Raw genomic sequence first — 24,776 nt, 5'->3', positions numbered from 1 at the left:
CTCACCGAAGGCGTGACGGGGTGCCCTCCGTTCCTTTCCCCGTAGGCGGGAAGAAGGGAGGGGGTGCCTAACGCGACGCGCTTTTCTGTGACGAAGGCGCGATCAGACCCGACGCGAGGCAGCGTTTCGGATCGCGGCGAGAGTCAGGATGGCGGGGGCATCGCTCCCGGTTACCGCGAGGTGATCGGCGCCGCTGGATAGGAGCAGCGCCAGGGCGTCCTTCAACGACGTTTCCGCGGTGACGCCCGGCGCATCACCCGGATCGCCCGGAACCGCGATCGCGCCCGCTTGGCTCAGGGCCAACCGGCGCAAGGCCCGGTCTTCACCGACGAAGCTCTCCACGAATCGGTCGGCTGGGGCTGCGAGCAGGCGGTCCGGCGTGTCGGCCTGGACGATCCGGCCCTCTCGCATGAGCACGACGCGGTCGCCCATCCGCATCGCCTCGTCGATATCGTGGGTGACGATGATCACGGTCTTCTTGAGCCTGCGCAGGATCTCGCCGACCTCTTCCTGAAGCCGGTCGCGGGCGACGGGGTCCACGGCGCCGAAGGGTTCGTCCATGAGGAGCACGTCAGGGTCTGCCGCCAGGGCGCGGGCGACGCCGACGCGCTGGCGCTGGCCACCGGACAATTCGTCGGGCCGTCGCTGGCGATACGCGTCCGGGTCGAGGCCGACGAGGTCGAGCATCTCGTCCACCCGATCTGCGATCCGGGCGCGTGTCCAGCCCAGGAGGCGGGGCACGGTGGCGACGTTCTCGGCGACATTCCGGTGCGGGAACAGACCGATGCCCTGCAGCACGTAACCGATACCACGGCGCAGCCGCACCGGATCGACCTCCGCCACGTCGCGTCCGTCGAGGAGGACACGTCCGGCATCCGGCTCCACCAGACGGTTGACCATGCGCAACGTCGTGGACTTGCCGCAGCCGGAGGGGCCGATGAGGACGCAGGTCGTCCCGGCGGCGATGTCGAGGTCGATCCCGTCGACGGCGGGCCGCTCTGCGCCGGCAAAGCGGCGCGAGACGCCCTCGAACCGGATCATCGACCGAGCCTCGCGGTCTCTGGCGTCAGCAGCCGAGGCAGATCGAGCCCATGGTGGTCCGCATCTTCCGGTCCCAAGCCTTGTCGCGCGCTGCAGATATCTTCTGGGCCTTGAGCATATCGGCTTCGGTGGAGGCCCGATTGAAGGTGGAGCCCGGCGGCTTGGTCACACCCATGGCAGTGGTCATGCGCTTCGGCGCAGGCTGCTGTGAAATGTTCGAGGGCTGCGCCTGAACGGGCACGGCGACGAGCAGGCCCAGACAGACGGACGCGGCAAGGAAGCGTGTCATGATCAATCTCGACTTTTGAAACATATAATGACGCAGTAGCAGGCCGCGGATACCAGCGTTCCCGGTCCGCCATGCTTGGTCCGCCATGACGGCAAGGTTATGGCTTTCCGAGGCGGTCTACTGACGACAGCGCAGACAGTGCCGAATCCTCACGCGGTCTTGCGTGTGCCAGCGCACCGGTCGATCATCGGTTGTCCTCAGCGGCGTCAGGCGAGGTGGGACGTATCGGCCGGAACGCGACCAGGGTCATGTCGTCCCGGCGGCTCTCGAGCCCCCGATAGGCAACGAGCTCAGCCTCGAGAATGCTGATCTGCCGGCGGAGTTCCTCGTCGCGGCTGCGAACGAGAATATCCGACACGCCACGATGCCCGAGGAGCCGGCGTTGCGCGCCGGGGGGGGCCATCTGGTCGGTGAGGCCGTCGGTCATCAGGTAGAAGGTGTCGCCCGGCGCCACGTCCAGAATGATGTCCTCGGTCGTGAACCGGGTGCTCCCGTGCCGTGGGTAGCCGAGCCCGTGCCGCGCGCCCCTGATCCGGGTGAGGCCCGCTTCCGTGATGCTGGTGAGCGCCAGTCCGGCGCCGGCGAAGCTCAGCCTTCGTGCCGCGGGGTCCCAGATGCACACGCCGCAATCGAGCCCATCGTCGGATTCCGCACCGCGCCCGTCCTGGCGCAACTGGACGCGGACCATTTCGTCGAGGGCCGTCAGGATCTCGGCGGGCGAGCGCAGGCCGCGCTCGTGCAGCAGCCGGTCGAGCGCGGTGGCGACGATGAGGGTGATGAAGGCGCCCGGCACCCCGTGGCCGGTGCAATCGGCCACCACGACGATGCTGAGGTCGTCGAGGCGTTCCAGCCAGAAATAGTCGCCGCCGACTTGATGCAGTGGCTCCCACAGAACGGCGACGTCAATGCCGGCGCCGGCCAGTGCCGCCCGGTCGGGCAGGACGGAGGTCTGGATCCGGCGGGCGTAGCCAATGCTCTCCATCACCTGATTGTTGGCGTCCGCGAGCTTGGCATGAGCCTGTTCGAGCTCGGCGAGAAGCTGCTTCGCCTCGTCGCCGGCGCGCAGGCCCTCTACCATACGGTTGAAGGCCGAGGAGATGACGTCGATCTCGTTGCTGGCCCGGACGGCACCGTCGAACTCCACCAACGACCAGCGTTTGTGCTCGACCTCGCGCATGGCGAGCAGCAGTCGCTTCAGGGGGGCGAGGACGTGTTTGCGGACATTGGCATGGAGGGTCAGCACGAAGGCGAGCATCAGGATGAGGGTCGCCCCCAACGCCAGGAGCGCCTGTTTCTCGGCGTTGCGGCGCAGGGCTTCGGTGGACAATCCCAGCGTCAGTCGCCCCGCGGATTCTGCGCGCCCCGCCGCCGTGACGGTGCTGGAGGCGCGGATGAGTTCGAGGCCCCGACCGGCCGGTATCTCGCCGACGGACATCACCAGTCCGCCTGCCGCGTTCCAGGCGCGCACGAACTGGAAGGCCGGATCGAGGGTGAGGGCCTGGATCTGCGCCGTGTAGACGTCCGGGCGCTCGCTCCAATCGGGGCGGGCAATGGAATGGGCGGTCAGGGTGACGAGGAGGTTCGCCCGTTCGGTATAGAGCCTGAGGCTGTCGGTGTAGTTCACCCAGGCGATGCCGATCTGCGTCGCCAGCACAACGATGGCGATCACCGGGTAGATCCGCAGGAACAGGGTGTGGGCCAGACTGTCGAGGTCGCGTCCCTGCGCAGAGCCGCGCAGCGCCCCAGGCCGCATCGTGCCGGGCGCGGATGCCGAGGCGTCGGCGAAACCGGCGAGTTCCCGGAATTCGTCGCCGCTCAGGGGACCGCCGCCCCTCAAGGAGCGCTTGCGGGGGGGAGAACCGACGGCGGGCGATGCCACCTTGCCCCCCGGATCGGAGGTCATGGCGGCGAGACGGTCCGGATCGAGCTGCGGAACGAGCGGACGCAGCCGCGTCCGGCATGTTTGGCGGCGTAAAGCGCGGCATCGGCCCGGCCGAGCGTCTGTTCGAAGGTCTCGGTTCCCTCGATGGCCGCGACGCCGATGCTGACGGAGAGTGCCAGCGGTCCGCCGGGCCATTCCACGCCGGTCTCGTCGACGAGACGGCACAAGTCCTCGGCGACCACGAGCCCGGCATCGGGTTCGATCTCGGTGAGCAGGATCGCGAATTCCTCGCCGCCCATGCGGCCGATCACGTCCACCTTGCGCAGCCGCTTGCGACAGGTCTCGACGAAGCAGATGAGAGCCGCGTCCCCGGCGGCATGGCCGAACTCGTCGTTGAGCCGCTTGAACCGGTCGAGATCCGCCATGAGGAGGCAGGCGGGAACTCGGTCGCGTTCGTATCTCAGCCATTCACGCCGGCTGATTTCCATGAAGCGGCGACGGTTCACCGCGCCGGTGAGATCGTCGGTATCGGCCAGGCTCCTCAGCTTGGCTTCGAGACGGGTCCGATTCTCGATCTCGCCGGACAGCGCCTCGTTGAGGGCCTGGAGGTCGCGCTGCTGCTCCGCGAGGCGGCGGTTCGCCCTCTGCAGGTCGAACTGCATCCGGTCGCTCAACCTCACGAGGCGGCGCTGCTCGTCATAGCTGCGGCGGTAGGCCTCGGCGAGCTGCTGGACGCCGCCCGCGACCTGCGCCAGGCCCGCCAGCATTCCGTCGGTCTTCACCAGGACCGCTTCCTCGGTATCGTAAAGGCTGAACGCTTCGCCGACGGCGGGTGGATCGCCGATCTGCGCAACGATCTCAGGCTTGGTCTTCATCCGCATCAGTGCCCCGTCTGCGCGGTCTCGACGAGATCGAACCGTGCGTGGGTGAAGTCCGACGCGAAATCCTCCCCGGCCTCGGCGATGGTCTCGTCCCCCTCGGCATGGAGCCAGCGGATGGTGACGCTACGCCCTGCCTCGGCGGCGTCTTCGAGAGGCATGAACAGGTTCATCAGGCCCTTCGCGCTCGAAGAGTTGAAATAGACGAGGGCGACTTCGAACACGATCGGATCCGTGCTCGATGCGGCGAGGTAGGTCCGCAAGGCCTGGAGCAGGGGGCCGAAGAAGGCCGCGGCATCCTCCGGGTACGATTCACCGGCCAGCCTGAAACGGCCGGCGGCGAAGTCGAAATCCACCTCGGGGGATCGGGGGGTGGCTGGAATCTGAATCCGGTCCATTGCTGGGGCGCCGTCAGATGAAGGCTTTGAGGCAGAACAGACTGCGCTCGCTGCCAAGGTCGTGAAATTCGAACTCGACCGGTGCGCTCGACCGGCGGGCGATCTCGATCAGCCCGATGCTGCCGCCCAGACTGCCTTCATCGGGGGCCTGGCGTAACTTTTCGCGGTAGAAACGCTTGAGTTCTTCGCTCGACATGCCGGCAATATGGTCCAATCGCTCGCGCAGGATAGCGGCATCGGCCTTGGGAATCTCGTTGCCGCACACGACGAAGAAATGTCCGTTCTCGACGCCCACAACGATCATTCCCGCGCTGATCATACCGCCGGAGGCCCGGTCCGTGGGAAGTTTGTCGGCCGAATACCGGATGATGTTCTGGGCCTGCTCGACGAAGATCGAGAACACCCGCTTGGCGATGGTGGCGTCCGTCTCACCCTGGATCATCCGAAGCTTCAGGACTTCCCCGAGCGAGAACAGGACATTCTCCGAAAGGTCGCCGCCGAACGAAAGGATGATGCCGTTGCGCTTCGACGTCTCGAAGAAGGATTTGAAATCCTGCGCGAGCAATGCGTCCTCCCTGGACAAGGCGGATGGTGATGCCGGAGCGGCGTCCAAGCACACGATCCGGAAGCATTAGCTCCAAAGCGTCTACGGAGAGTTATCGCTCCGGCGCTCGCCCGAGAGAAGCACAATTCGTTCCACCCGATTAACCACGGTGTGCCGGGCCAGGGTCCGTCATGATCCGGAAGGGGGACTTCCCAATTCCGAAGTCTTGTCGTCAAGTCATGAGCCGTTGAGCCGACCGGTCGAGAGAAACAATTTATAGGGATTTGACACTGTAGAAGTCGCGGGTGCGCGTTGGCGTGGGCACGAATCCAGACCTCGTCGGTCTGAAGTGGATCGGATCGTGACGCAAGAGAAGTCCGTCCTCATCGTATCGGATCGGCCGGACCGGGTAAGGCTGCTGGCGCGCGCCATCACCACGATTCTCCCTTGCCGCAGCGTCCTCGGCGACCAGTCGATACCCGCCATCCTCCCCGTCGTCGCAGTCATCGACATGGACCCTCGGGAAGGCGTGGCGGCAGCCTGGGCGACCCGCCTCCTCATGTTGCGCGTACCCTGCCTCGTCCTCACCGGCTCGCCTGCCGACATCCCGCACAAGGCGAATCCGGCCCTGCGCATCGCCGCGGCCGATACTCCGCGCCCGACCATCCTCTCCCTCCTCCTCAGCCTGATCGACGCCGGCCGGAAGATGCGGACACGGCGCGACGGCGAGAACGCCGCTGTGGAAGCGAAGGCGCATCGCGCCTGTTCGGTCGTGGCGGGCATGTTCCATGCGGCGCAATTCGACCAGTCGATCTCGGCCGACGAGGTCGATGCCGGCACAGACGTCATTCTGGAAGCTGTCTCGGAGGGGGGGATCCGTGCGTGGCTCGACGTGCTCGGACGCTACGACGAGTTGCTCTATCAGCACTCCCTCAGCGTCGCCGGGTTCGCCGCGGCCTTTGGCTTCCACCTCGGGATTCCGCGGGCCGACCGGAAGCGCCTGACCAAGGCCGCGCTGCTGCACGATATCGGCAAGGCCAAGATCCCCCTCGCCATCCTCAACAAGCCCGGCGCGCTGACCTCGGACGAACTGGCCATCATGCGGACTCACGCCGCCGCCGGCGCCGACATGCTCACCGGGCAGGAAGGGTTCGATCCCGCGATGCTCGATGTGGTCAGGCATCACCATGAGATGCTCGACGGCAGCGGTTACCCGTCCGGCCTCACCGGCGATGCGATTTCTGATCTCGTCCGCCTCGTGACGATCTGCGACATCCACTCCGCCCTCACCGAACGGCGCGCCTATCGCAAGCCGCTCCCGCATGCCGAAGCCCATGCCATCATGCTCGGGATGACGGGCAAGCTCGACATGCCGCTCCTGCGGGCCTTCCTGCCCATCGTCAGGCTCTCGACCCCCGACGACGCCCTGGTCTAGGGATTGCGGCGTTCGGTTTGCCGAACTCGGACCCGTTTGCGGGCCCCGTTCACTTGGATCGATGTCGCAGGACGGCCGCGATTTTTGCAAGAAAGTTCTAGATCAAAAGTTTTATCTCTTCGTGTGAGATCTAAGCGAAGACCCATCTCCCTCGCCTTGTTCTTTTAAAAGCACGTTTCGTTGACCCGGATCGTCGCTGCGATCACAGTTCGGCAACGATGCCGGGGCGCATTCGACGATCGGACGGAACGTTCTGATCGATGCCCCCGGCACATTCCCGAACCCGATCGGTAGGCGCTCGATGTCTCTACAAGGCAGCTCTTTCTCAGGCCCGCTCCCCCGCATCGTCGGCTTCAGCGCCAATCTCCAGCGTCCCTCCAAGACGCGGGCGCTCGTCGAAGCGGTGGCCGAGGCGACCGGTGCGCGGCTCCGCGCCGATATCCGCCTGTTCGACGTCGTCGATGCCGGGACCGGCCTCGGCGCGGCCTGGTCGCGCGATAAGCTTTCGCTGCCGGCCCGGCGTATCCTGGAGGCGATCGAGAACGCCGATGCGCTCATCGTCGGGACGCCGGTCTACAAGGGCGCCTATACCGGCCTGTTCAAACACCTGTTCGACTTCGTCGATCCGACGGCTCTCGTGGGCAAGCCCGTCGTGCTGTCGGCCACGGGCGGAGGTGCGCGTCACGCCCTCGTCGTCGAGCATTCCCTTCGGCCTCTCTTCGGCTTCTTCAGCGCGCAGACCGTCCCGACCTCCGTCTATGGCAGCGACGCGGATTTCTCCGACGGAATCCTCGTCGACGAGGGCGTGCGGGGCCGCGTTTCCGATGCCGCGTCCCAGCTCGCTGCGCTGCTCGGCGCACGGGCGAAGCCCTCGGCTTCGTTCGAGGCCGCGCCGGCCGCCGCCTTCGCCGCTCCGAACCGATAGCCCCCTCGGACGACCGGGGGCGCCGGCCGGGCGATGCGCCCGACGGCGCCGAGATCGGCGCCTCCTACAGAGCCTCAGTCAGCAAGGGCTGGACACATGCCACGGCAGACAACCATCGGTTCCGACATCCTCGGCCGCCTGACACCCTGGCTCGTGCCGGTGGCGATCATCGCCGGCTGGCAGGCGGCGGCCTCGACCGGCCTCGTTTCCACCCGCTTCATGCCCGCCCCCTCGGACGTGATCGCCGCGGGCTGGCAGGCGAGCAAGACCGGTGAGCTTTGGGCCAATCTCTGGATCAGCTTCCTGCGGGCGGCCGTCGGCTTCCTCATCGGTGGCAGCATCGGCTTCGCTCTCGGCCTTGCCAACGGCCTGTCGCAGCTCTCCGAGAAGCTCACCGACACGACCCTGCAGATGGTGCGCAACATCCCGCACCTGTCGCTGATCCCCCTGGTCATTCTCTGGTTCGGCATCGACGAGGAGGCCAAGCTCTTCCTTGTGGCCATCGGCGTATTCTTCCCGATCTACGCCAACACCCTGCACGGCATCCGCTCGGTGGATCCGCAACTGGTGGAGATGGGCCGGGTCTACGGCATGTCGCCCACGACCCTGTTCCTTCGGGTGGTCCTGCCCGGTGCGCTGCCTTCGATCTTCGTCGGTCTGCGCTACGCGCTCGGCATCATGTGGCTCACGCTCATCGTCGCCGAGACGATCTCGGCCTCGTCCGGCCTCGGCTACATGGCGATGCAGGCGCGTGAGTTCATGCTGGTGGACGTGGTGGTGCTGGCCATCGTCATCTACGCCCTCCTCGGCAAGATCGCCGACACCCTGACCCGGCTGCTGGAGCGTTCGTTCCTCGCCTGGAACCCGGCCTATCGGAATATCTGAGGGGCATCGACCCGACGTGCCCCTGTCCTTCGATCAACCCTACGGACGACGTCCATGACCGCCTCCACCCTGCTTCGGGCGTCCGACGCCCCTCTCGCGCCGCCCCGCGAGGTGCCCGTCGCTCCCCCGCTCCGCCAGTCCACGCGTCCTGCGGCGACCGCAGGCACAGGGGTCGCCGTCACCCTGCGCGGCCTGGCGAAATCCTTCGACGGTCATCAGGTGATCGAGGGGCTCGACCTGCACATCCCGGCGGGCCAGTTCGTGGCCATCGTCGGCCGTTCGGGCTGCGGCAAGAGCACCTTGCTGCGCCTGATCCTAGGTCTCGAACAGCCGAGCGCGGGGCGGATCGACCTGGAGAACCCGGGTGCGCGCTCGGCTACCAAGCGCATCATGTTCCAGGAGCCGCGCCTGCTGCCCTGGGCCCGGGTCGCCGACAACGTCGCCGTGGGGCTCGGCGGGGCCGGGCGACGCCAGGAACGGCGCGAGCGAGCGGCGGCCGTGCTGGCCGAGGTCGGCCTCACCGACAAGGCCGGCAACTGGCCGGCCACCCTCTCCGGCGGCCAGCGCCAGCGCGTCGCCCTGGCGCGCGCCCTCGTCAGCCGGCCGGGCCTGCTCGCCCTCGACGAGCCTCTCGGTGCACTGGACGCCCTGACGCGCATCGACATGCAGGACATGATCGAGCGGATCTGGCGCAACCAGGGCTTCACCGCCATCCTCGTCACCCACGACGTCGCCGAGGCGGCAGCCATGGCCGACCGCATCCTCGTGGTGGAGGAGGGCCGCGTCGCCCTCGACCTGACCGTAGACGTGCCCCGCCCGCGCCGGCGCGGCGACCCCGAACTCGCGCGGCTGGAAGGCCGTATCCTCGACCATCTGCTGAAGGACCGTGCCCCGGTCTGATCCCCGGACGCGCGCGATCCCACCGGCACAACACCAGGAGCATCCCATGACCGCAGAGACCGACGTCCTCTGGTTCCTTCCCACCCATGGCGACGGCCGCTACCTCGGCGCGCAGGAAGGCGCCCGCGACGTGTCGCTGGCCTATCTCCGCCAGATCGCGCAGGCCGCGGACGAGCTCGGCTATTACGGCGTGCTGCTGCCCACCGGCCGCTCCTGCGAGGATTCCTGGGTCATCGCCTCGGCTCTCGCGGCGCTGACGAAGCGCCTGCGTTTCCTCGTGGCGGTGCGTCCCGGCCTGCAGGAGCCATCCATGGCCGCCCGCATGGCCGCGACCCTGGACCGGATCTCTGACGGGCGCCTCCTCATCAACGTCGTCACCGGCGGCGACCCGGTGGAACTGCGCGGCGACGGCGTCTTCCTCGACCATGACGAGCGCTACGTCGTCACCGACGAGTTCCTGCATGTCTGGCGCGGGCTGATGTCCGGCGAGACGGTGAATTACGAAGGCAAGCATCTCAAGGTGGAGGACGGCCGGCTCATCTTCCCGCCGGTCCAGAAACCCTATCCGCCGCTGTATTTCGGCGGCTCCTCGCCGGCCGGCATCGAAGTCGCGGCCGAGCATTGCGAAGTCTACCTGACCTGGGGCGAGCCTCCGGCGGGCGTCGCCGAGAAGATCGCCAAGGCGAAGGAAGCCGCCGACCGCAAGGGCAAGACCTTCTCCTACGGCATCCGCCTCCACGTCATCGTCCGCGAGACCGAGGGCGAAGCCTGGGCGGCGGCCGAGAACCTGATCTCGCGCCTCGACGACGAGACCATCGCGCGGGCGCAGGCCACTCTCAAGCGCCAGGACTCCGTGGGCCAGAGCCGGATGATGGCGCTCCATGGCGGCGACCGCACAAAGCTCGAAGTCTCGCCCAACCTCTGGGCCGGCGTCGGCCTCGTGCGCGGCGGCGCCGGCACGGCGCTCGTCGGCTCGGCCGATCAGGTGGCGGACCGGATGAAGGAGTATATCGACCTCGGGATCGATCGCTTCATCCTCTCCGGCTACCCGCATCTGGAGGAGGCCTACCGCTTCGCCGAACTCGTTTTCCCGAAGCTGCCGCTTCGCGCCACCACCGGTGTTCCCCCGAGCAACGCCCGCAACAACGGCCCGTTCGGCGAAGTCATCGCCAACGACATCGTCCCCAGTCGCCGGATCGCGGCGCATTGAGGGAGAGCATCGCCTCTCCCCGCTCGCGGGGACAGGGCTGCGGCGACCCCGTCGTCGGCGCGGCGAGGCGGCAGCCGATGGTGAGGGGCTGACGCCGAAGGAGGTTCCTCCGGTGAGTCCCCCTCACCCTCGTTCCGGCTTCGCCTTCACTCACCGGATGCACGACAAGGTGCATCCGGTCCTCTTCCCGCCTGCGGGGAGAGGCGGGCCTCTCACCGGACATCTGTTCCAGAAGCTGTACGAGGACATTCCATGCCCCGTTCCACCGCGCGCACCCTCTCCCCGCCTCGGCAGACGACCCTCGCCTTCCTCACCGCCCTCGCATTCCTGATCCTCGGCACGCTGCTGGCGCGCGCCGAGGACAAGGTCATCCGCATCGGCTACCAGAAATACGGCACGCTGGTCCTGCTGAAGGGCAAGGGCCTGCTGGAGAAGAAGCTGGCGCCGCTCGGCTACCGGGTGAGCTGGGCCGAGTTCCCCTCGGGGCCGCCGCTGCTGGAGGCGCTGAATGCTGGCGCCATCGATCTCGGCTCGGCCGGGGAGGCGCCGCCGATCTTCGGGCAGGCCAACAACCCGGATTTCCTCTACGTCGCCCACGAGCCGGCGGCACCGCTCGGCGAGGCGATCCTCGTCGCCAAGGACAGCCCGATCAAGACCGTCGCCGATCTGCGCGGCAAGAAGATCGCCCTGAACAAGGGCTCGAACGTCCATTACTTCCTGGTCGAGGCCTTGGCGAAGGCCGGCGTGCCCTACGAGGCGGTGACGCCGGTCTTCCTGGCGCCCGGCGACGCGGTCGCGGCCTTCTCGCGCGGCGCCGTCGATGCCTGGGTGATCTGGGACCCCTTCCTCGCCTCGGGCGAGCGGGCCACCGGCGCGCGGACTCTCGTGAACGGCACCGACATCGTGCCGAACCGGCAGTTCTACCTGTCGACCCGCCCATTCTCCGACGCCAACAAGGAGGCGCTCGATACCACCCTCGCGGCGATCGGCGAGATCGACGCCTGGGCCAAGGACAATACCGACGCGGTGGCCGCCGAACTGGCCCCCGCCATCGGCATCCCGGCGCCGATCCTCACGATCGCCCTCAAGCGGCTGACCTACGGCGTGACCCCGCTGGACGCGGCCGTGATCGCCGACCAACAGAAGGTGGCCGATACGTTCCACCGCCTCGGTCTGCTGCCCAAGCCCATCACCGTCTCCGACGCCGTGCGGAAATCCGGTAGTTGATGGGGCTCTACCGCCCGGCCGGCGCCGGCATGAGCCGGCGAAGGATGAGGTGGGTCGTCCCGCACAGGACGAGGGGGATGACGACGAGAAGGCTCGCGAACCAGGCCCAGGCCGGCATCATCGTCTGGGCGACGGCGTCGCTCATGCCCCAGACGTAGTTGATGTTGACGGGCGTGAGCCCAGCATCGGGGCGCGGACCGGGCATCAGGAAGAAGCACACGAACAGCACCGCGACTGCGAGGCCGGACCATGCCGCCCAGGCACGCCGGTCATAGCCGAGGCGCCAGACCAGGTAGACGAGCAGGAACGGCAGCCAGCCGTGGAACAGCGAGAGCCCGCGCAGGAACAGCGGGTTCTCGGCCTTGAACATGTAGGCGGTCATGCCGGTGAGCGACACGCCGCCGAGTTCGGCGAGAAAATCCACCACCCAGAGCAACTGGGGTGCCAGGATGCCCACCGTCGGCATGGAGACCAGGAGCGGGCTCTCCCGCCAGATCCCCACCAGGGTGAGCAGCAGGGCGACGTCGCAGAAATAGAGGAAGTTGGTCGGCCCGTACCAGCTCCAGTAGACGGGCACGAGCACCGCCATGAAGGCCGTATAGGCGAGCTTGAGGGCTAGCGGCAGGCGTTGTGCGCTCGCCGGTTCGAGAGAGGCGGCAGCGTCGGCCAGGGTCGCTTCCGCGACCGCGAGGGGATCGGTCGCCGGGACCATGCTACCGCTCATGTCCAATCCTCATTCATGTCCGCCGCCCCTTCGTCCATCGAATCGATCGGCCGCTTCAAAGCTTGGCCCAGGCGGAGGACATATGAATTCGCGCGCCTTCGGCGTGACGCGTCGCACGCGAGGGGCGTCATTGCTGGGGGCCGGCTTCGCATGCTAGCCGCGATGAGCGTTCACGGCGGTCAGGCCGCGGCGCGGTCGCGTCCCGACGCCTTGGCCTCGTAGAGGGCCTCGTCGGCCCGCGCGATCGCCCGGATGAGCGACGTTTCCCCCGCCGCGACCATGCTCACCCCCATGCTGGCGGTCCAGGCCGGCAGGTCCGGCAGCGCCCGGAAGGCACGTCGTAGATCGTCCGCGAAGGCGAGGGCGGTCTCGCGGGCGGTGTCGGCGAGGACGACGATGAACTCGTCGCCACCCAGGCGCACGAAAAGGTCCCGGCCCGAAAGACGGCGCATGGCGCAGGTGGCCAGGGCGACCAGCACCGCGTCGCCCGCCGCATGGCCGTAACGGTCGTTGATGGACTTGAAGTGATCGACATCGATGGCGATCACCGCCGTATCCAGGGCGACGATAGCCGGCGAATCCGCCGTGAGGCCGGCGCGATTGAGGGCGCCCGTCAACGTATCATGCAGGGCGAGACGGCGAAGAACTGCTTGCGCCCGTTCGCCCGGCATCGAGATGAGGCCGAGATTGAGGATGGGGAGCAGGATCTGGTCCGCCAGCAGCGGAACGAGGGCTACGGCATAGGGAATCTCGCTGTGGTTCTTCAGGATGACCAGCGTGAGCAGATAGGCTGGGATGTATCCGAGGAGCGCCAGTCCGGCGATGCGGCGCCCTCCCATGACGTCGCCGCGCCGGCCGCTCACGAGAACCGAGCCGATCGCCAGCATGACGACCGCCAAACCCAGGATGCCGCCCATCTGCGCGGCCGTCCGGTCCAGCAGAAGGGCGGGGCCGAGATATCCGAGGCCGGGCAGCAGGATCAGGGGGATCGCCCAGGGGCGACGCTTTGGCAGGCCGTCGAACCGGTCCACACCGGTGAGGACCAGGAGAGAGGAAGCGCCGAGCAGCGCGTGCAGGACCGCGATCGCAACCGGATGATCGCCCACCACTCCGAAGCCGATCATGATCGCTGCGTAGAGTCCGGAACTTCCCGCCCAGTCGAGCAGGAAAGATTGTCCGGTCCGGTTACGCCACAACGTCAGATAGACCGTCATGAAAGCAACGCTTATCAGCGTGCTGCATAGACTAAGGGTCGGCACGTCGGGAATCGGAAACATGAAGGCGACTTCGTAGCGGCACGGACCGAAACTGTCTTAACGGCAAAGCCTTAAGAGCGCATCACCGAAGGATCCGGTCCAGCTGAATCCCGGCGACAACTGTCGCGAGGCCGGTGCGATGTGATAAATACCGGCGCTCTGCTCGTGGCGACTGGGCGAGGATAATCCATCGCCGGTGCACTAAGTCGTCGCGAAGTATCGTTGCTCGTCGAGCGCGTGTAAGCCTTTCGCGCGACTTTCAAGGTTGCACCACGACCCGCCGGGTCGGCGGTCACTCCAGCCTCACAACAACGCTGTCGCTGGCACCCGACGCGTCCATCACCGAGATCCTGGCGAAGCCCGCGCCGTCCGGTGACCATTCCGATTGGCGCCGGGCGCTCTCGGCGACGGGCAGGCTGTTGACCATCCAGGTGAGGGGCGGCACCCCGCCGAGCGCCTTGAGGGCGAGGCTCGGCGCAGGGCCGGGTTCGGCGAGGCCGAGATCGATGCGGGCGCCATCCGGCGGGTAGGCGATCTTGAGGGCCGAGCCCAGGGCCGCCGACAGGGTCTTGGGCACGTCCTTGCGGATGTGGCGCAGGGGCGGCGGCAGGCCGGCGGTGGTGGTCACCAGTGCGTCGCGGGGCATCGGCACGGAATCGGGCTCGCCGCCGAAGCGCGAGAACGCGTCGAACAGGATCGGCGCGGCCACCGCCCGCCCGACGAGACCCGGCACGGCGTTGCCGTCCGCCCGCCCGACCCAGACCGCAATGGTGACGCGCCGGTCGAACCCCACCGCCAGGGCATCGCGATAGCCGTAGGATGTGCCGGTCTTGAACGCGATCCGGTTGGGCAGCGCGTTCGCCGGCGGCGGCGCACCGCGCAGGGTATCGGCGACGTACCACGCCGCCACCGGTTCGGTGACGCGCAGCTCCGGCGGGGGCGATGCGGCCGGCCCGTCGAGGCGGCGGATCAGGTCGGGCACCGAGCCCCCACGGGCGAGGCCGGAGAACAGCCGCGCGAGGTCGGTGAGGGTGATGCCGAGGCCGCCCAGAGCCACCGGCAGGCCGGGTGCCGTGTCGCGCGGCAGGTCGATCCGCGCTCCCGCGCCGCGCAGACGGGCGATGAAGCGGGCGGCGCCCACCGCCTCCAGCAGGTCCACCGCCGGCACGTTCAGGGAAAGCTGGAGCGCGCGCCGCGCCGTGACGGTGCCCTGGTAGCTGAGATCGAAATTCTCCGGCGCGTAGGAGCCGGCAAAGCGCACCGGCCGGTCGTCGAGAAGGGTCTCGGGATGGGCGATGCCGTTCTCGAAGGCCAGCGCGTAGATGAACGGCTTCAGGGCCGAGCCGGGCGAGCGGATCGCCCCCGTCATGTCGATGGCACCGGAGCGGCTGGCGTCGAGATAGCCGGCGCTCCCCACCTGCGCGATCACCCCGCCGGTGCGGTTGTCGATGGCGAGGATCGCCGCCGAGATGCCCGGCCCCATGGCGGCGGCGCGCTCGGCCGCCAGCCGTTCGAGGCTCGCCTGCAATCGCCCGTCGAGAGAGAGGCGCTGGACCCGAGCAGCGGGATCGGCGGCCACGGCCGCCTCGGCCGCATGGGCCGCGAACATCGGGAAGGGCTTTCGCTGGTCCGGCACCGGTTCGGCCTTGGCGGCCTTCGCCTCGGCGGGCGTGATGATTCCGCGCGCGGCGGCGATGTCGAGCACCCTGTCGCGCGCCTGCCGGGCGCGGGCGGGGTAGCGATCCGGCCGGCGCGCCTCGGGCGCTTGCGGCAGGCCGACGAGGAGGGCGGATTCGGCGAAGGAAAGCCGGGCGGGCTCGCGCCCGAAATAGGCGAAGCTCGCCGCCCGCAAGCCCTCCACCGGGCCGCCATAGGGGGCGAGCGCGAGGTAGAGGTCGAGCACGCCGTCCTTCCCCAACCGGCGTTCCAGCTGGACCGCCCGCACCATCTGCCGAAGCTTTGCGCTAAGCGAGCGCTCGGGGCGCGGCTCCACGAGGCGAGCCACCTGCATCGACAGCGTGGAGCCCCCGGAAACGATTCTGCCGTGGCGGAGCCATTGCCAGGCGGCGCGCAGGGTCGCTGCGGGGTCGATGCCGGGATGGTCGGCAAAGCGCCGGTCCTCGTAGGCCTTCAGCATGGCGAGCATGCGCGGATCGACATCCGCCCCCGTCACCGGCAGCCGCCAGCGCCCGTCGGCGGTGGCGAAGGGGCGCAGGAGATGGCGGTCCCGGTCGAGGATGACGGTTGACCGGAGGCTCGCCTGGGTCAGGTCGAGGGGCGGGAGGGTCGCGACGAAGCGCCAGAGGGCGAGGGCGGGGAGGAGGATGAGGAGGGCGATCACGCCGCCGGAAACCCTCCCCCCCTTGCGGGGGAGGGTGCCTGCGGAGCAGGCGGGAGAGGGGGCGACCTCTCCGGACGTGGCGCTCCCCTCTCCCGACCCACTTCGTGGGCCACCCTCCCCCGCAAAGGGGGGAGGGGAGGGGATGTCGCGTTCCATGAGCCTACTTTGCGCTCACCTCGACCGAACCGAAGGCGGTGCGGCCGAAGCGTTCGGGGCGGTACATGTCCTCGATGGTGGCGCCGGGATGGACATAGGTGCCGGGTGAGACCGCCCGCACGGTGTAGGCCACGGTGAAGAAGGCGGATTGCTCGGGGCTGCGCTCGTAGGCCGCCACGAAACGATCGTCGCGGAACTCGGTGCTCACCGGCTGCACGTCCGACTTGGCGAAAGCGAGCCCCGCCAGGGCATCGGAATCGAGGAGCTTCGGATTGTCGATCTCCAGCCCGGCGGGCAGGCGGTCCACCAGCAGGAGGCGGCCGGCGCTGGCCTTGGCCTCGGCCACCTTAAGCACCACCACGAGGCGGTCGTTCTGGCGAACTCCTTGCGTGAGATCCACCACCGTGCCGTCGAGGCGATGATAGGTTCGCTCGATGGAGTAACCCCGTGATTCCGCCGGCTCCGGTGCGATGGGATTGCCCGACACGCTCACCACCGTCTGGGCGGCGCCCGTCCCGTCATTGGTGATGGTGACGGGCCTCGCCTCGAGGGCGGGGGCGCGGTAGAGCCGCGAGACCGGGCCCGATTGCCGCGTGCCGTCGACGCTGAAGCTCAACGCGTCCGCGTCCTTGGCGAGCCCCTCGGCGGCAAGCACCATCCAGGCATTCTCCTGGGTGCTGGTGAGGCGTCCGCTGGCCCGCTCCTGGGTGATGACCTGACCCAACGGCCGGATCGTCTCGCGGGCGAGGCCCGTCTCGGCGGCGAGAGCGAGAAGGCCGGCCCCGTCGCGCAGGCGCGAGCCGTAATCGGCGCGATAGGTCGAGGTGTCGCGCGCGGATCCGAGCGCGGTCACCGCCGACTCGAACGCCTTGGCCGCGCGGCCCCGGTCGCCGAGGAGGGCGAGAGCCGCCGCGATCTGGCCGCGTCCGAGGGGAGTCGCGAACTCACCGAGCTTGGTGTCGGCGAGGTAGCGCAGGTCGCCCATCACCGGCCGCCCGTTCCGGGCCAGCACATAGGCGGCGTAGGCGATGTCCATGCCGCCGTCGCGCACCTCCGTGGTGTTGGCCACCGTATTGCGCAGGCGGTCGAGGGCATTGGCGAAGGCGGTCTGCGGCACCGCGAATCCGCGTTCACGGGCGCGGGTCAGGAAGTCGGTGACGTAGGCGTTGAGCCAGACGTCGCTCGACCCCCCGACGCTCCACAGGCCGAAATCGCCCGAGGCGTCCTGGCGTGAGAGTACGCGGTCGATGGCCTCGCGCACCCGCTCGTCTACTTTGTCGTCGATGCCGAGCCTGTCGAGGGAGGCGAGCTTGTTGACGTAGAGGAGCGGCATCGCCCGGCTCACCGTCTGTTCCGAGCAGCCATAGGGATAGCGGTCCAGTGCCTGGAGCAGGGCGGGCACGTCGAGGGCGGCGAGCGAGGAGGCCGTCACCGAGACCGAGCCGGTGCCGGGGAGGATGTCGGCGAGGAGGTCGCCCGTCACCTGCATGGTGGCGCCGGGTTCGAGGGAACTCACCGAGCGGCGGACCAGGGCTCCGGTCCCGGGGCCGATATTCAGCGAGAAGCTCTGGCCGACGGTGCCGGTAATTCCGGGGCCGGAGAGGTTCACGTCGAGCCGCGACAGGCCGGGGCCGGCGGCGGTGATCGGGATCACCAGGGAGCCCTTGGCGCCGGCCTCCAGCTTCATGGTGCTGTGGACCGCGCCGGCCGAGACCAGGACCGGGCCGGTTAGGTCGAGATCCACGGTATAATCGCCGGCCTGTCCCTCGACATTGTCGATGGCAATGAAGAAGCGCGAGCGGTCGCCGACATTGAGGAAGCGCGGCAGGGTGCCGGTGAGCACGACGGGATCGCGGATGATCACGTCGGCCTGCGCGGAGCCGACCTTCGCCCTGCTCCAGGCGGTCACCATCACCCGGCCGGTGCCGTTGAAGGCGGGCAGGGGAAAGTCGACGCTGGCCCGGCCATCGGGGCCGACGCGGACCACACCGGAATAGAGCGCCAGCGGCGCCTGGGTCGGCGGAGAATCGGAGAGTTCCGCAGCACCGCCGTCACCGCCCGAGCGGATCGCGCCGAGCGTGCCCTGCATGCCGTCGATCAGGTATCCGTAGAGGTCGCGGATCTCCGGTCCCAGCGCCTTCTGGCCGAAGAAATAGCCGAAGGGATTGGGCGATTCGTAGCGGGTGAGGTTGAGGATGCCGACATCGACCAGGGCCACGCTGATCCGTGCTTCCTCGCCGGAGGAGAGACCAGCGAGCTGGATCGGCAGGGTCAGGGTTTCGCGGGGCCGCGTGGTCGCAGGCGCCCCTACGGTCACGGCGAGGCTGCGCTTGTCGGTATCCACCGAGAACCAGGCGAGGCCCAGTGCCCGGCCCGGCAGGCGCTTGGCCGCCTGGTCGAGGGGCCGGTAGGCGGTGGCGACGAGATAGGCGCCCGACCCCCATTCCGCCTTCACGGGAATATCCACGGTGGTCCCGCTGTCCGACACCGTGACGTCGAGGATGTCGTGGACCTTGTCGCTCACCACGGCGAGGGTGGCCGTGCCCTTGAAGCGCGGCTGGAGGCGCGCCCGCAGGGTCTCGCCAGCGGCATAGCTCGGCTTGTCGAGCTTGAGGTCGAGGAGATCGGGCACGTCCGCGGTCTCGGATCCGCCCCAGCCCACGGTGAAGGTGACGCTGACCGTGGCCTCGGGCCGGCCGGTGGCCAGGGCTTCGAGGCGGTAGGTACCGAAGCTGACCGTGGAACTGACCCGGCCCGGCGCGTCTGCGGCGAGGTCGAGCCGTCCATCGGCGATGCGCCGCGTCGAGGTGACCGGCTCGAACGACCAGCGCCCGCCTTCGCGGTACCATTGGTAGTTCCGGTCCACCTTGGACAGGGTCCAGGCGACGCCGTTCTGTGGGATCTTCCGTCCGTCGGGACTCGCCATGACCACGTCGAACGTGGCGACACCGCCTTCCGCGAGGTCGCCAGAAAAATTCTTGCGGATGGCAAGGACGGGGCCGGAAGGCAAGATCGGCAAGGTGAGGCTGCGGCTCAGCGCCCGTCCGCCCGGCTCGCCGACCTGCAGCGTGATCTTCGCCTCGGTGGGGCGCGGAGCGCTGAGTGCCTGGACCGGCACCGTCACGGTCGCCGATCCCTTGGCGTCGGTGGTGGCCTTGGCCTCGATCTCGGCCGAGGTCGCCTCCACCTTCTCGTCATCGAGGCCGATGGAGAACCCGTCGAGCCCCTTGATCCCGCTCGTCGCGGCGGCCTGGACCAGGACCGTGCCCGACACGTCGAGGCCCGAGCCCGGCGCGCCGTAGAGGTAGCGCGCGGCGACGTCGATGGTCGCCGGCTCGCCCTTCGTCAGGGTCGGGCTCTTCGGGGTGAGGGTGACCTCCAGGCGCTCGGGCACGTAATCCTCGACGAGGAACGTGGCCTCGCCGACAGGTGGCGCCTTCGCATCGGTATAGGCGGCGATCCGCCAGGTGCCGTGCATCGCGCCCGGCATCAGGGCGAGGGGCAGGGCACGGCCGCCGAGGCCGGCATCGGCGACCTGGACGCGGCGATACTCGACCCCGTCCGGACGCTTCACCACCAGGGTGAGGGGAAGGTTCGGCACGGCGATGCCGGCGGCGTCACGCAGCAAGGCCGTAACCTGAACGGTCTCGCCGGAGCGATAGACACCGCGCTCGGGGAAGACATAGGCCTCCACCGCGCCCGGCTGCGGACGGCCCTTCACGCCCCGGTCGGTGAGATCGAAGGCGCTCTGAGAGAAGTCGAGGAAGCCGTAATCGTCGCCGAGCTGGGCGACGACGAGGCCGGGCGCGATCCCGCCCTCGCCGCGTGCGAGGCCCGGATCGAAGGCGACGTGGCCCTGGCCGTCGGTCTTCTTCGTCGCCAGCACCTCGTTGTTGCGGGCCACCAGACGGATTTCGGCGCCGGGAACCGTCTTCGCGTTGGCAAGCGAGCGGGCGAAGACGTGGATGCCGTCGCGGCCCTTGAAGGCGGTGAGGCCGAGATCCGAGACAACGAACCATTGCGTGGCCTGGGCCTCGTAGCCGCCATCCTCGTCCGTGGAGGCGGCGACGCCGCTGGCCTGGGCCAGCATGATGTAGATGCCGGGCTCCAGCTTGCCGACCGCCTGCAGCACCGGAAAGGCAGTGATGGCCTCGTGGTTCAGTTCGGCCTTGGCCGTATCGAGCGTGCCCTTCCAGACGCGGCTGCCCTTCTGATCGGCGATGGTCTTCGCGGTCATGCCGCTGAGCTGACCGAGGAACTCCTCCGAGCGCAGGGACGGCAGCAGGCCACGGTCGCCGACGCGCAGCACCTCCACGTCGATCTTCGGCGCGTTGACCGAGACCAGCGGCACGCCGGCCTGTCCGGTGCGCGGCAGGACGTAGTTGCGCCCGGTGAAACGCACCTGGGGCGAACGGTCCCGCACGTAGACTTCGTAATCGGCCGATTTCAGCAGGGCCTCGCCCACGGAGGACGGGATGCCCGAGCGCAGCATGAAGGCGTAGCGCTCGCCATGCTTCAGCCCGTCGACGCAGATCTGCTGGCCATTGCCGGTGACGGCGGCGTTGGCGGCGCCCGAGACGGCGACGAAGGGTGTGAAATCGGTCTTCGGGGCCAGGCTTTCGGAGAACTGGAAGCAGACGCGCGGGGCGGCGGCGTCGGAATCAACCTTGTAGTCGAGGATGCGGAAGCCGTGCTCAGCGCGCAGACCCTCATAGGTTTCGCGCACCGTGGCATCGTCGGCGAGCGCGAGGCTGGCGCGGTAGGCCTCGAGCGAGGGCCGCCATTCGGATTCATCGGCATAGACCTCGCCCAATGTCGCCAGGGCCTCGGCCTCGGCGGTGGCACCGCGTGCCTTCAAGTAAGCCTGATAGGCGGCTGCCCGAGCCTGGCCGCGGAGGCGCTGGCGGAAGGAGTAGTCCCCGGTCTGGTCGTCATTGCCCACCGTGCTCGCAGCGCGGGCATAGGCGATCCAGTTCTGCGGGTCGCCCGCATCGGCGGCAATGGCCCCGGCGAGGGGCTTGAGGGCATCGGCCGGCTTCTCGGCCTCCACCAGGGCCTCACCCTCGGCGCGCAGCTTGGCCGCCGGTTTGGCGGGACCGGGGGCGGCCTCCGACCGCAACGTCGCCTCGAGACGGAAACCGTCACTGGCCAGCGCGTCACGCTGAAAAGCCTTGGGTAATGGCGCTGGTTTCGGGGGTGCGATCCGCGCCACCGGACGGTCGGGCGCCTGGGCGAGAACCGGCATCGCGACCAGACCGCCGAGCGCCAGAGCACTGGCGAGAACGCTTCTGGCAAAGACGGTTATGGAAAAATGGGCGGTCGCGCGCCCGAGCCTGGTTGATCCCGACATCGCCCACCTCGTCTTCGGCGGCATCCGATCCCCCCTCGGTGCCGCGCCGGACCCTAGCACCTCGCGCGCGCGCCGCAATGACGCGCTCGCTCTGACGATCGGCTGGAAATCCGGCGATCCCTCTGTCACACCTTCGCAAACGGCATCGGCAAAAGGCCATCGGAGAGCGTGGACCATGACGCAGCGCGCGCGATTCGCAGGGGTTGCGGCGGCTCTGGCCCTCCTCGTCCTGCCGGTTCAGGCTCAAGGCCCCGCCCAGGCGCCTGCCCGTGCGGCACCGGCGGCCGACCCCGCCTTCGAAGCGGCGAAGGCGGCCTTCGAGCCCCTGCCGGAGCCGGACAGGAAGGGCCTGCAGGACGCCCTGGTCTGGACCGGCGACTACAACAGCGTCATCACCGGCACGTTTGGGCGCCGCACCTATGACGCCCTGCTCTCCTACCAGAAGCGTGCCGGCAACCCGGCGCCCGGCTTCCCGGACGCGAGGATGCGGGCGGCGATCCTCGCAGCCGGCGAGATGGCTCGGAAGGCGGCGCGCTTCACCGTGAAGCCCGATCCGGCGAGCGGCGTCATGATCGGCGTGCCTGAGCGGCTGCTCGCCAAGCGCAGCCCTCAGGCCGGCGGAACCCGCTGGCAAAGCGGGGATGGCCGCGTCACCCTCGACACCAAATCCTTCGCCCCGGAGGAGACCAGTCTCGATGCCCTATTCGCCCGCATCACCGCGCCGGGCTCCGACCGCAAGGTCACCTACAAGATCAAGCGGCCGGATTTCCTTGTGGTCACCGGCGAGACGGCGACGGGCAAATCCTACATCCGCTATGCCGCCGCTCCGGGGGGAGTTCGCGGCTTCACCATCGGCTACGACAAGGCCCTCGGGCCGGATCTGGACCGTCTGGTCATCGCCATCGCCAACAGTTTCGTGCCGTTCCCGGAGACGGCCGATGCGGCTCCTGCCCAGGTAGCGGCCAAGCCTGGTGGGACACTCGACAGGTCTACGCCGGCTCCGGCGGTGAAAGCCCTGCCGCCTCTGGTCCGCGCCGCTGTGACGACAGGGATCGGCCTCGTCGTCGCCCAGGGGCGTGTCCTGACAAGCTCCTCGGTCCTGGATACCTGTGCGGCACCACGGATCGCCGGCGCGGCAGCACGTATCGTCAAGGTGGATGCAGGCCGCGGTCTGGCACTTCTCGAAGGGACCGGCGCGAAGGGCCGCGTTGCCACCCTGGCCTCGAAAGGGAGCGCGTTGACGCCGGGCGACGCGCTCGTGGTCCTGGGGGCCGATGGGGGAGGGGGGATCGCCGTCTCGTCGGGCCAAGCTGGCGGGGATCGGCTCTCCGCGCCGCTACAGCCCGGATCGTCGGGGGCCATCGTGCTCGACCGGGACGGAGCCCTGGCGGGTCTCGTCGCCCGCTATCCGTCGTCGCCCCGTCTCGTCGCCGGTGTGGCGCCGCCAATGAGCTACCCGATGGTCGATGGCCGCGTGGCCTTCGCGTTCCTGGCCGACAACGGCATCTCGCCGGGGGCGGCCAGCGGCGGATCGGGTTCCACCCTCGGCGCGGTCGCCTCCAGGGTGGCTGACTCGGTGGTCGGCCTCACCTGTCCGTAGGGATCGCGCTGTCCCGGATGCATGGCCGGCGGAGCGCCGGAACGCCCCGCCGGTCCGGTCGTGCGGTCAGAGGCGTCCCGTGACCAGAAGCACGATCAGGATGATGATGAGGATACCGCCCAGACCGAAGCTCTGCCCGCGATAAGCGCCGCCACCGAGGAAGTTGCCGCCGCCGAGGACGGCGAGGATCAGAATGATGAGCAGGATGGTGGTCAGGGTCATGGGAAAGAAACTCCGGTCACGCCCAACCAACATTGCTTGAGCTTGACCGGTGCAACGTCCATCCGCCGATTCCGTTCAACGCTACCGCGTCACGATGATGCAGATTGATGACGGTGTTGCAGGAAAGTCGATTTCAGCCCCAGCAGCACGGTCGGACGGTCACGAGACGCACCCGTCACCGTCCGGTATCAGGCCCGCCAGTCGAGGAGATCGCCCGCCGTTTCCGTGAGCCAGGCCGGCACCGGTAACCCGCGCTCGGTGAGGAAAGCCGGGTTGAACAGCTTCGATGCGTAGCGCGCCGCCCCGTCGCAGAGAATGGTCGCGATGGTGTGGCCGGGGCCGAGAACCCGCGCGAGCCGGATCGCGCCGGCGACGTTGATCCCCGATGAGCCGCCCAGGCTGAGCCCTTCCTCGCGCATCAGCCCGAACACGATGTCCAGCGCTTCCGTGTCGGGGATGCGGAAGGAATGGTCCGGCCGGAACCCTTCGAGATTGGCGGTCACCCGGCCCTGGCCGATCCCTTCGGTGATCGAGGAGCCTTCGGCCTTCAGCGTGCCGGTGGTGTAATAGGCATGTAGCGCCGATCCCTCTGGATCGGCGAGCGCGACGGTGATTCCGGGCTTGAGCGCCCGCAAGGCCTGGGCGGTGCCGGCGAGGGTGCCCCCCGTTCCGGCGGCGCAGACGAAACCGTCGATCCGCCCCTCCGTCGCGGCGAAGAGCTCGGGGCCGGTCGTGTCCACATGCGCCTGGCGGTTGGCGACGTTGTCAAACTGGTTGGCGAAGAAGACGCCGGCCGGTTCGGTCGCAGCGAGGCGCTCGGCGAGCCGCCGCGCCACATGCACGTAATTGTCCGGGTTGGAGAACGGCACGGCCGGGACCTCGACGAGGCGGGCGCCGGCGAGGCGCAGCGTCTCCTTCTTCTCGGCCGATTGCGTTTCCGGGATGACGATGACCGTGCGGTAGCCGCGGACCGAGGCGACCAGGGCGAGCCCGATGCCGGTATTGCCCGCCGTCCCCTCGACGATGGTGCCGCCAGGCCGGATCGACCCGCGCCGCTCCGCATCCGCGACGATGGACAGGGCCGCCCGGTCCTTCACCGACAGTCCGGGATTGAGGAACTCGGCCTTGCCGAGGATGGTGCAGCCGGTGAGGTCCGACGCCCTGCGCAGGTGGATCAGCGGCGTTCCGCCGATGGCGGCGAGGACATCGCCGGAGAGGGAAGGGGTGCGCGTGGTCATGACGGGTCGGGCGTCTCCTGCGATGTGAGGAGCAACGAGCATGACCGACACGGCGTCCCGCGACCACCCACGATCACGCGGATCGCAGAAAGGTACGCCTATCGGTCGAGAAGGGGTTGCCAAGCTGAAAAGGAGATTCTAGACACCCCCACCGACGGCGGAGCGCACAACTCTCCCCCGGTCAGGTCGGCGCCCGTAGCTCAGCTGGATAGAGCACCAGACTACGAATCTGGGGGTCAGAGGTTCGAATCCTTTCGGGCGCGCCAATTCTCCTT

The 24,776-nt window shown here is 68.6% G+C and carries 19 protein-coding genes and 1 tRNA gene; 8 read left to right on the top strand and 12 right to left on the bottom strand.

Annotated features, from left to right (window positions below; translation table 11 throughout):
• Positions 1-102: 102 nt before the first annotated feature.
• The 6 genes from RQI43_RS14455 to RQI43_RS14430 form a co-directional block, all read right to left on the bottom strand.
• Complete coding sequence (locus RQI43_RS14455) at positions 103-1,041, bottom strand: ABC transporter ATP-binding protein (RefSeq protein WP_311275598.1); 939 nt, start codon at positions 1,039-1,041, stop codon at positions 103-105.
• A gap of 25 nt (positions 1,042-1,066) precedes the next feature.
• A complete protein-coding gene (locus tag RQI43_RS14450; protein WP_405030624.1) occupies positions 1,067-1,330 on the bottom strand; it encodes a hypothetical protein in 264 nt (87 codons plus the stop codon).
• Between the two features lie 184 nt (positions 1,331-1,514).
• A complete protein-coding gene (locus RQI43_RS14445) occupies positions 1,515-3,233 on the bottom strand; it encodes a SpoIIE family protein phosphatase (protein ID WP_056422721.1) in 1,719 nt (572 codons plus the stop codon).
• The gene (locus tag RQI43_RS14440) at positions 3,230-4,093 is read right to left on the bottom strand and encodes a GGDEF domain-containing protein (RefSeq protein ID WP_156467637.1); all 864 of its coding nucleotides are present in this window, start codon (positions 4,091-4,093) and stop codon (positions 3,230-3,232) included. Before RQI43_RS14440 ends, RQI43_RS14445 begins: the two co-directional genes overlap by 4 nt.
• Positions 4,093-4,488 carry a DUF1987 domain-containing protein gene (locus tag RQI43_RS14435; RefSeq protein ID WP_056422718.1) on the bottom strand — a complete coding sequence of 132 codons (396 nt, stop codon included), beginning with the start codon at positions 4,486-4,488 and terminating at the stop codon, positions 4,093-4,095. The genes RQI43_RS14440 and RQI43_RS14435 overlap by 1 nt, the downstream gene beginning before the upstream one ends.
• A 13-nt stretch (positions 4,489-4,501) precedes the next feature.
• On the bottom strand, positions 4,502-5,053 hold the full coding sequence (locus tag RQI43_RS14430; protein ID WP_056422713.1) for a SiaB family protein kinase: 552 nt from the start codon (positions 5,051-5,053) through the stop codon (positions 4,502-4,504).
• A gap of 340 nt (positions 5,054-5,393) precedes the next feature.
• Here RQI43_RS14430 and RQI43_RS14425 point away from each other — a divergent pair, with 340 nt between their 5' ends.
• The 6 genes from RQI43_RS14425 (at position 5,394) to RQI43_RS14400 (ending at position 11,614) form a co-directional block, all read left to right on the top strand.
• The gene (locus RQI43_RS14425) at positions 5,394-6,467 is read left to right on the top strand and encodes an HD-GYP domain-containing protein (RefSeq protein WP_244478194.1); all 1,074 of its coding nucleotides are present in this window, start codon (positions 5,394-5,396) and stop codon (positions 6,465-6,467) included.
• A gap of 301 nt (positions 6,468-6,768) precedes the next feature.
• Positions 6,769-7,392 carry an FMN reductase gene (gene msuE / locus RQI43_RS14420; protein WP_311275597.1) on the top strand — a complete coding sequence of 208 codons (624 nt, stop codon included), beginning with the start codon at positions 6,769-6,771 and terminating at the stop codon, positions 7,390-7,392.
• Between the two features lie 96 nt (positions 7,393-7,488).
• A complete protein-coding gene (gene ssuC / locus RQI43_RS14415; protein WP_311275596.1) occupies positions 7,489-8,277 on the top strand; it encodes an aliphatic sulfonate ABC transporter permease SsuC in 789 nt (262 codons plus the stop codon).
• A gap of 54 nt (positions 8,278-8,331) precedes the next feature.
• Complete coding sequence (locus RQI43_RS14410; RefSeq protein ID WP_311275595.1) at positions 8,332-9,177, top strand: ATP-binding cassette domain-containing protein; 846 nt, start codon at positions 8,332-8,334, stop codon at positions 9,175-9,177.
• Positions 9,178-9,223: 46 nt separating this feature from the next.
• Positions 9,224-10,387 (top strand): FMNH2-dependent alkanesulfonate monooxygenase, encoded by a 1,164-nt coding sequence (gene ssuD, locus RQI43_RS14405; RefSeq protein ID WP_056422701.1) that lies wholly within the window; start codon positions 9,224-9,226, stop codon positions 10,385-10,387.
• Positions 10,388-10,639: 252 nt separating this feature from the next.
• Complete coding sequence (locus RQI43_RS14400; protein ID WP_311275594.1) at positions 10,640-11,614, top strand: sulfonate ABC transporter substrate-binding protein; 975 nt, start codon at positions 10,640-10,642, stop codon at positions 11,612-11,614.
• 7 nt (positions 11,615-11,621) lie between these two features.
• Here RQI43_RS14400 and RQI43_RS14395 read toward each other — a convergent pair whose 3' ends face one another.
• From RQI43_RS14395 to RQI43_RS14380, 4 genes are all read right to left on the bottom strand, one after another.
• Positions 11,622-12,338 (bottom strand): hypothetical protein, encoded by a 717-nt coding sequence (locus tag RQI43_RS14395; RefSeq protein ID WP_311275593.1) that lies wholly within the window; start codon positions 12,336-12,338, stop codon positions 11,622-11,624.
• Positions 12,339-12,517: 179 nt separating this feature from the next.
• Complete coding sequence (locus RQI43_RS14390) at positions 12,518-13,552, bottom strand: GGDEF domain-containing protein (protein ID WP_311275592.1); 1,035 nt, start codon at positions 13,550-13,552, stop codon at positions 12,518-12,520.
• Positions 13,553-13,886: 334 nt separating this feature from the next.
• Positions 13,887-16,091, bottom strand: a complete 2,205-nt coding sequence (gene pbpC / locus RQI43_RS14385) for a penicillin-binding protein 1C (protein ID WP_311275591.1) — start codon at positions 16,089-16,091, stop codon at positions 13,887-13,889.
• Positions 16,092-16,095: 4 nt separating this feature from the next.
• Positions 16,096-21,336: an alpha-2-macroglobulin gene (locus tag RQI43_RS14380; protein ID WP_311275706.1), complete on the bottom strand. Its 5,241-nt coding sequence runs from the start codon at positions 21,334-21,336 to the stop codon at positions 16,096-16,098.
• Positions 21,337-21,616: 280 nt separating this feature from the next.
• On the opposite strand from RQI43_RS14380, the gene RQI43_RS14375 reads away from it, so the two are divergent.
• Positions 21,617-23,041, top strand: a complete 1,425-nt coding sequence (locus RQI43_RS14375) for a serine protease (RefSeq protein WP_311275590.1) — start codon at positions 21,617-21,619, stop codon at positions 23,039-23,041.
• Between the two features lie 66 nt (positions 23,042-23,107).
• Here RQI43_RS14375 and RQI43_RS14370 read toward each other — a convergent pair whose 3' ends face one another.
• Positions 23,108-23,263: a hypothetical protein gene (locus RQI43_RS14370; protein WP_018046049.1), complete on the bottom strand. Its 156-nt coding sequence runs from the start codon at positions 23,261-23,263 to the stop codon at positions 23,108-23,110.
• Between the two features lie 188 nt (positions 23,264-23,451).
• Positions 23,452-24,501 (bottom strand): cysteine synthase A, encoded by a 1,050-nt coding sequence (locus tag RQI43_RS14365; protein ID WP_311275589.1) that lies wholly within the window; start codon positions 24,499-24,501, stop codon positions 23,452-23,454.
• A gap of 189 nt (positions 24,502-24,690) precedes the next feature.
• On the opposite strand from RQI43_RS14365, the gene RQI43_RS14360 reads away from it, so the two are divergent.
• A tRNA-Arg gene (locus tag RQI43_RS14360) sits at positions 24,691-24,767 on the top strand.
• The last annotated feature ends 9 nt before the right edge of the window (positions 24,768-24,776 follow it).

It is taken from the genome of Methylobacterium sp. WCS2018Hpa-22, assembly GCF_031843785.1.
Lineage (GTDB): Bacteria > Pseudomonadota > Alphaproteobacteria > Rhizobiales > Beijerinckiaceae > Methylobacterium.
This window is presented reverse-complemented; position numbering and strand designations above follow the sequence as displayed.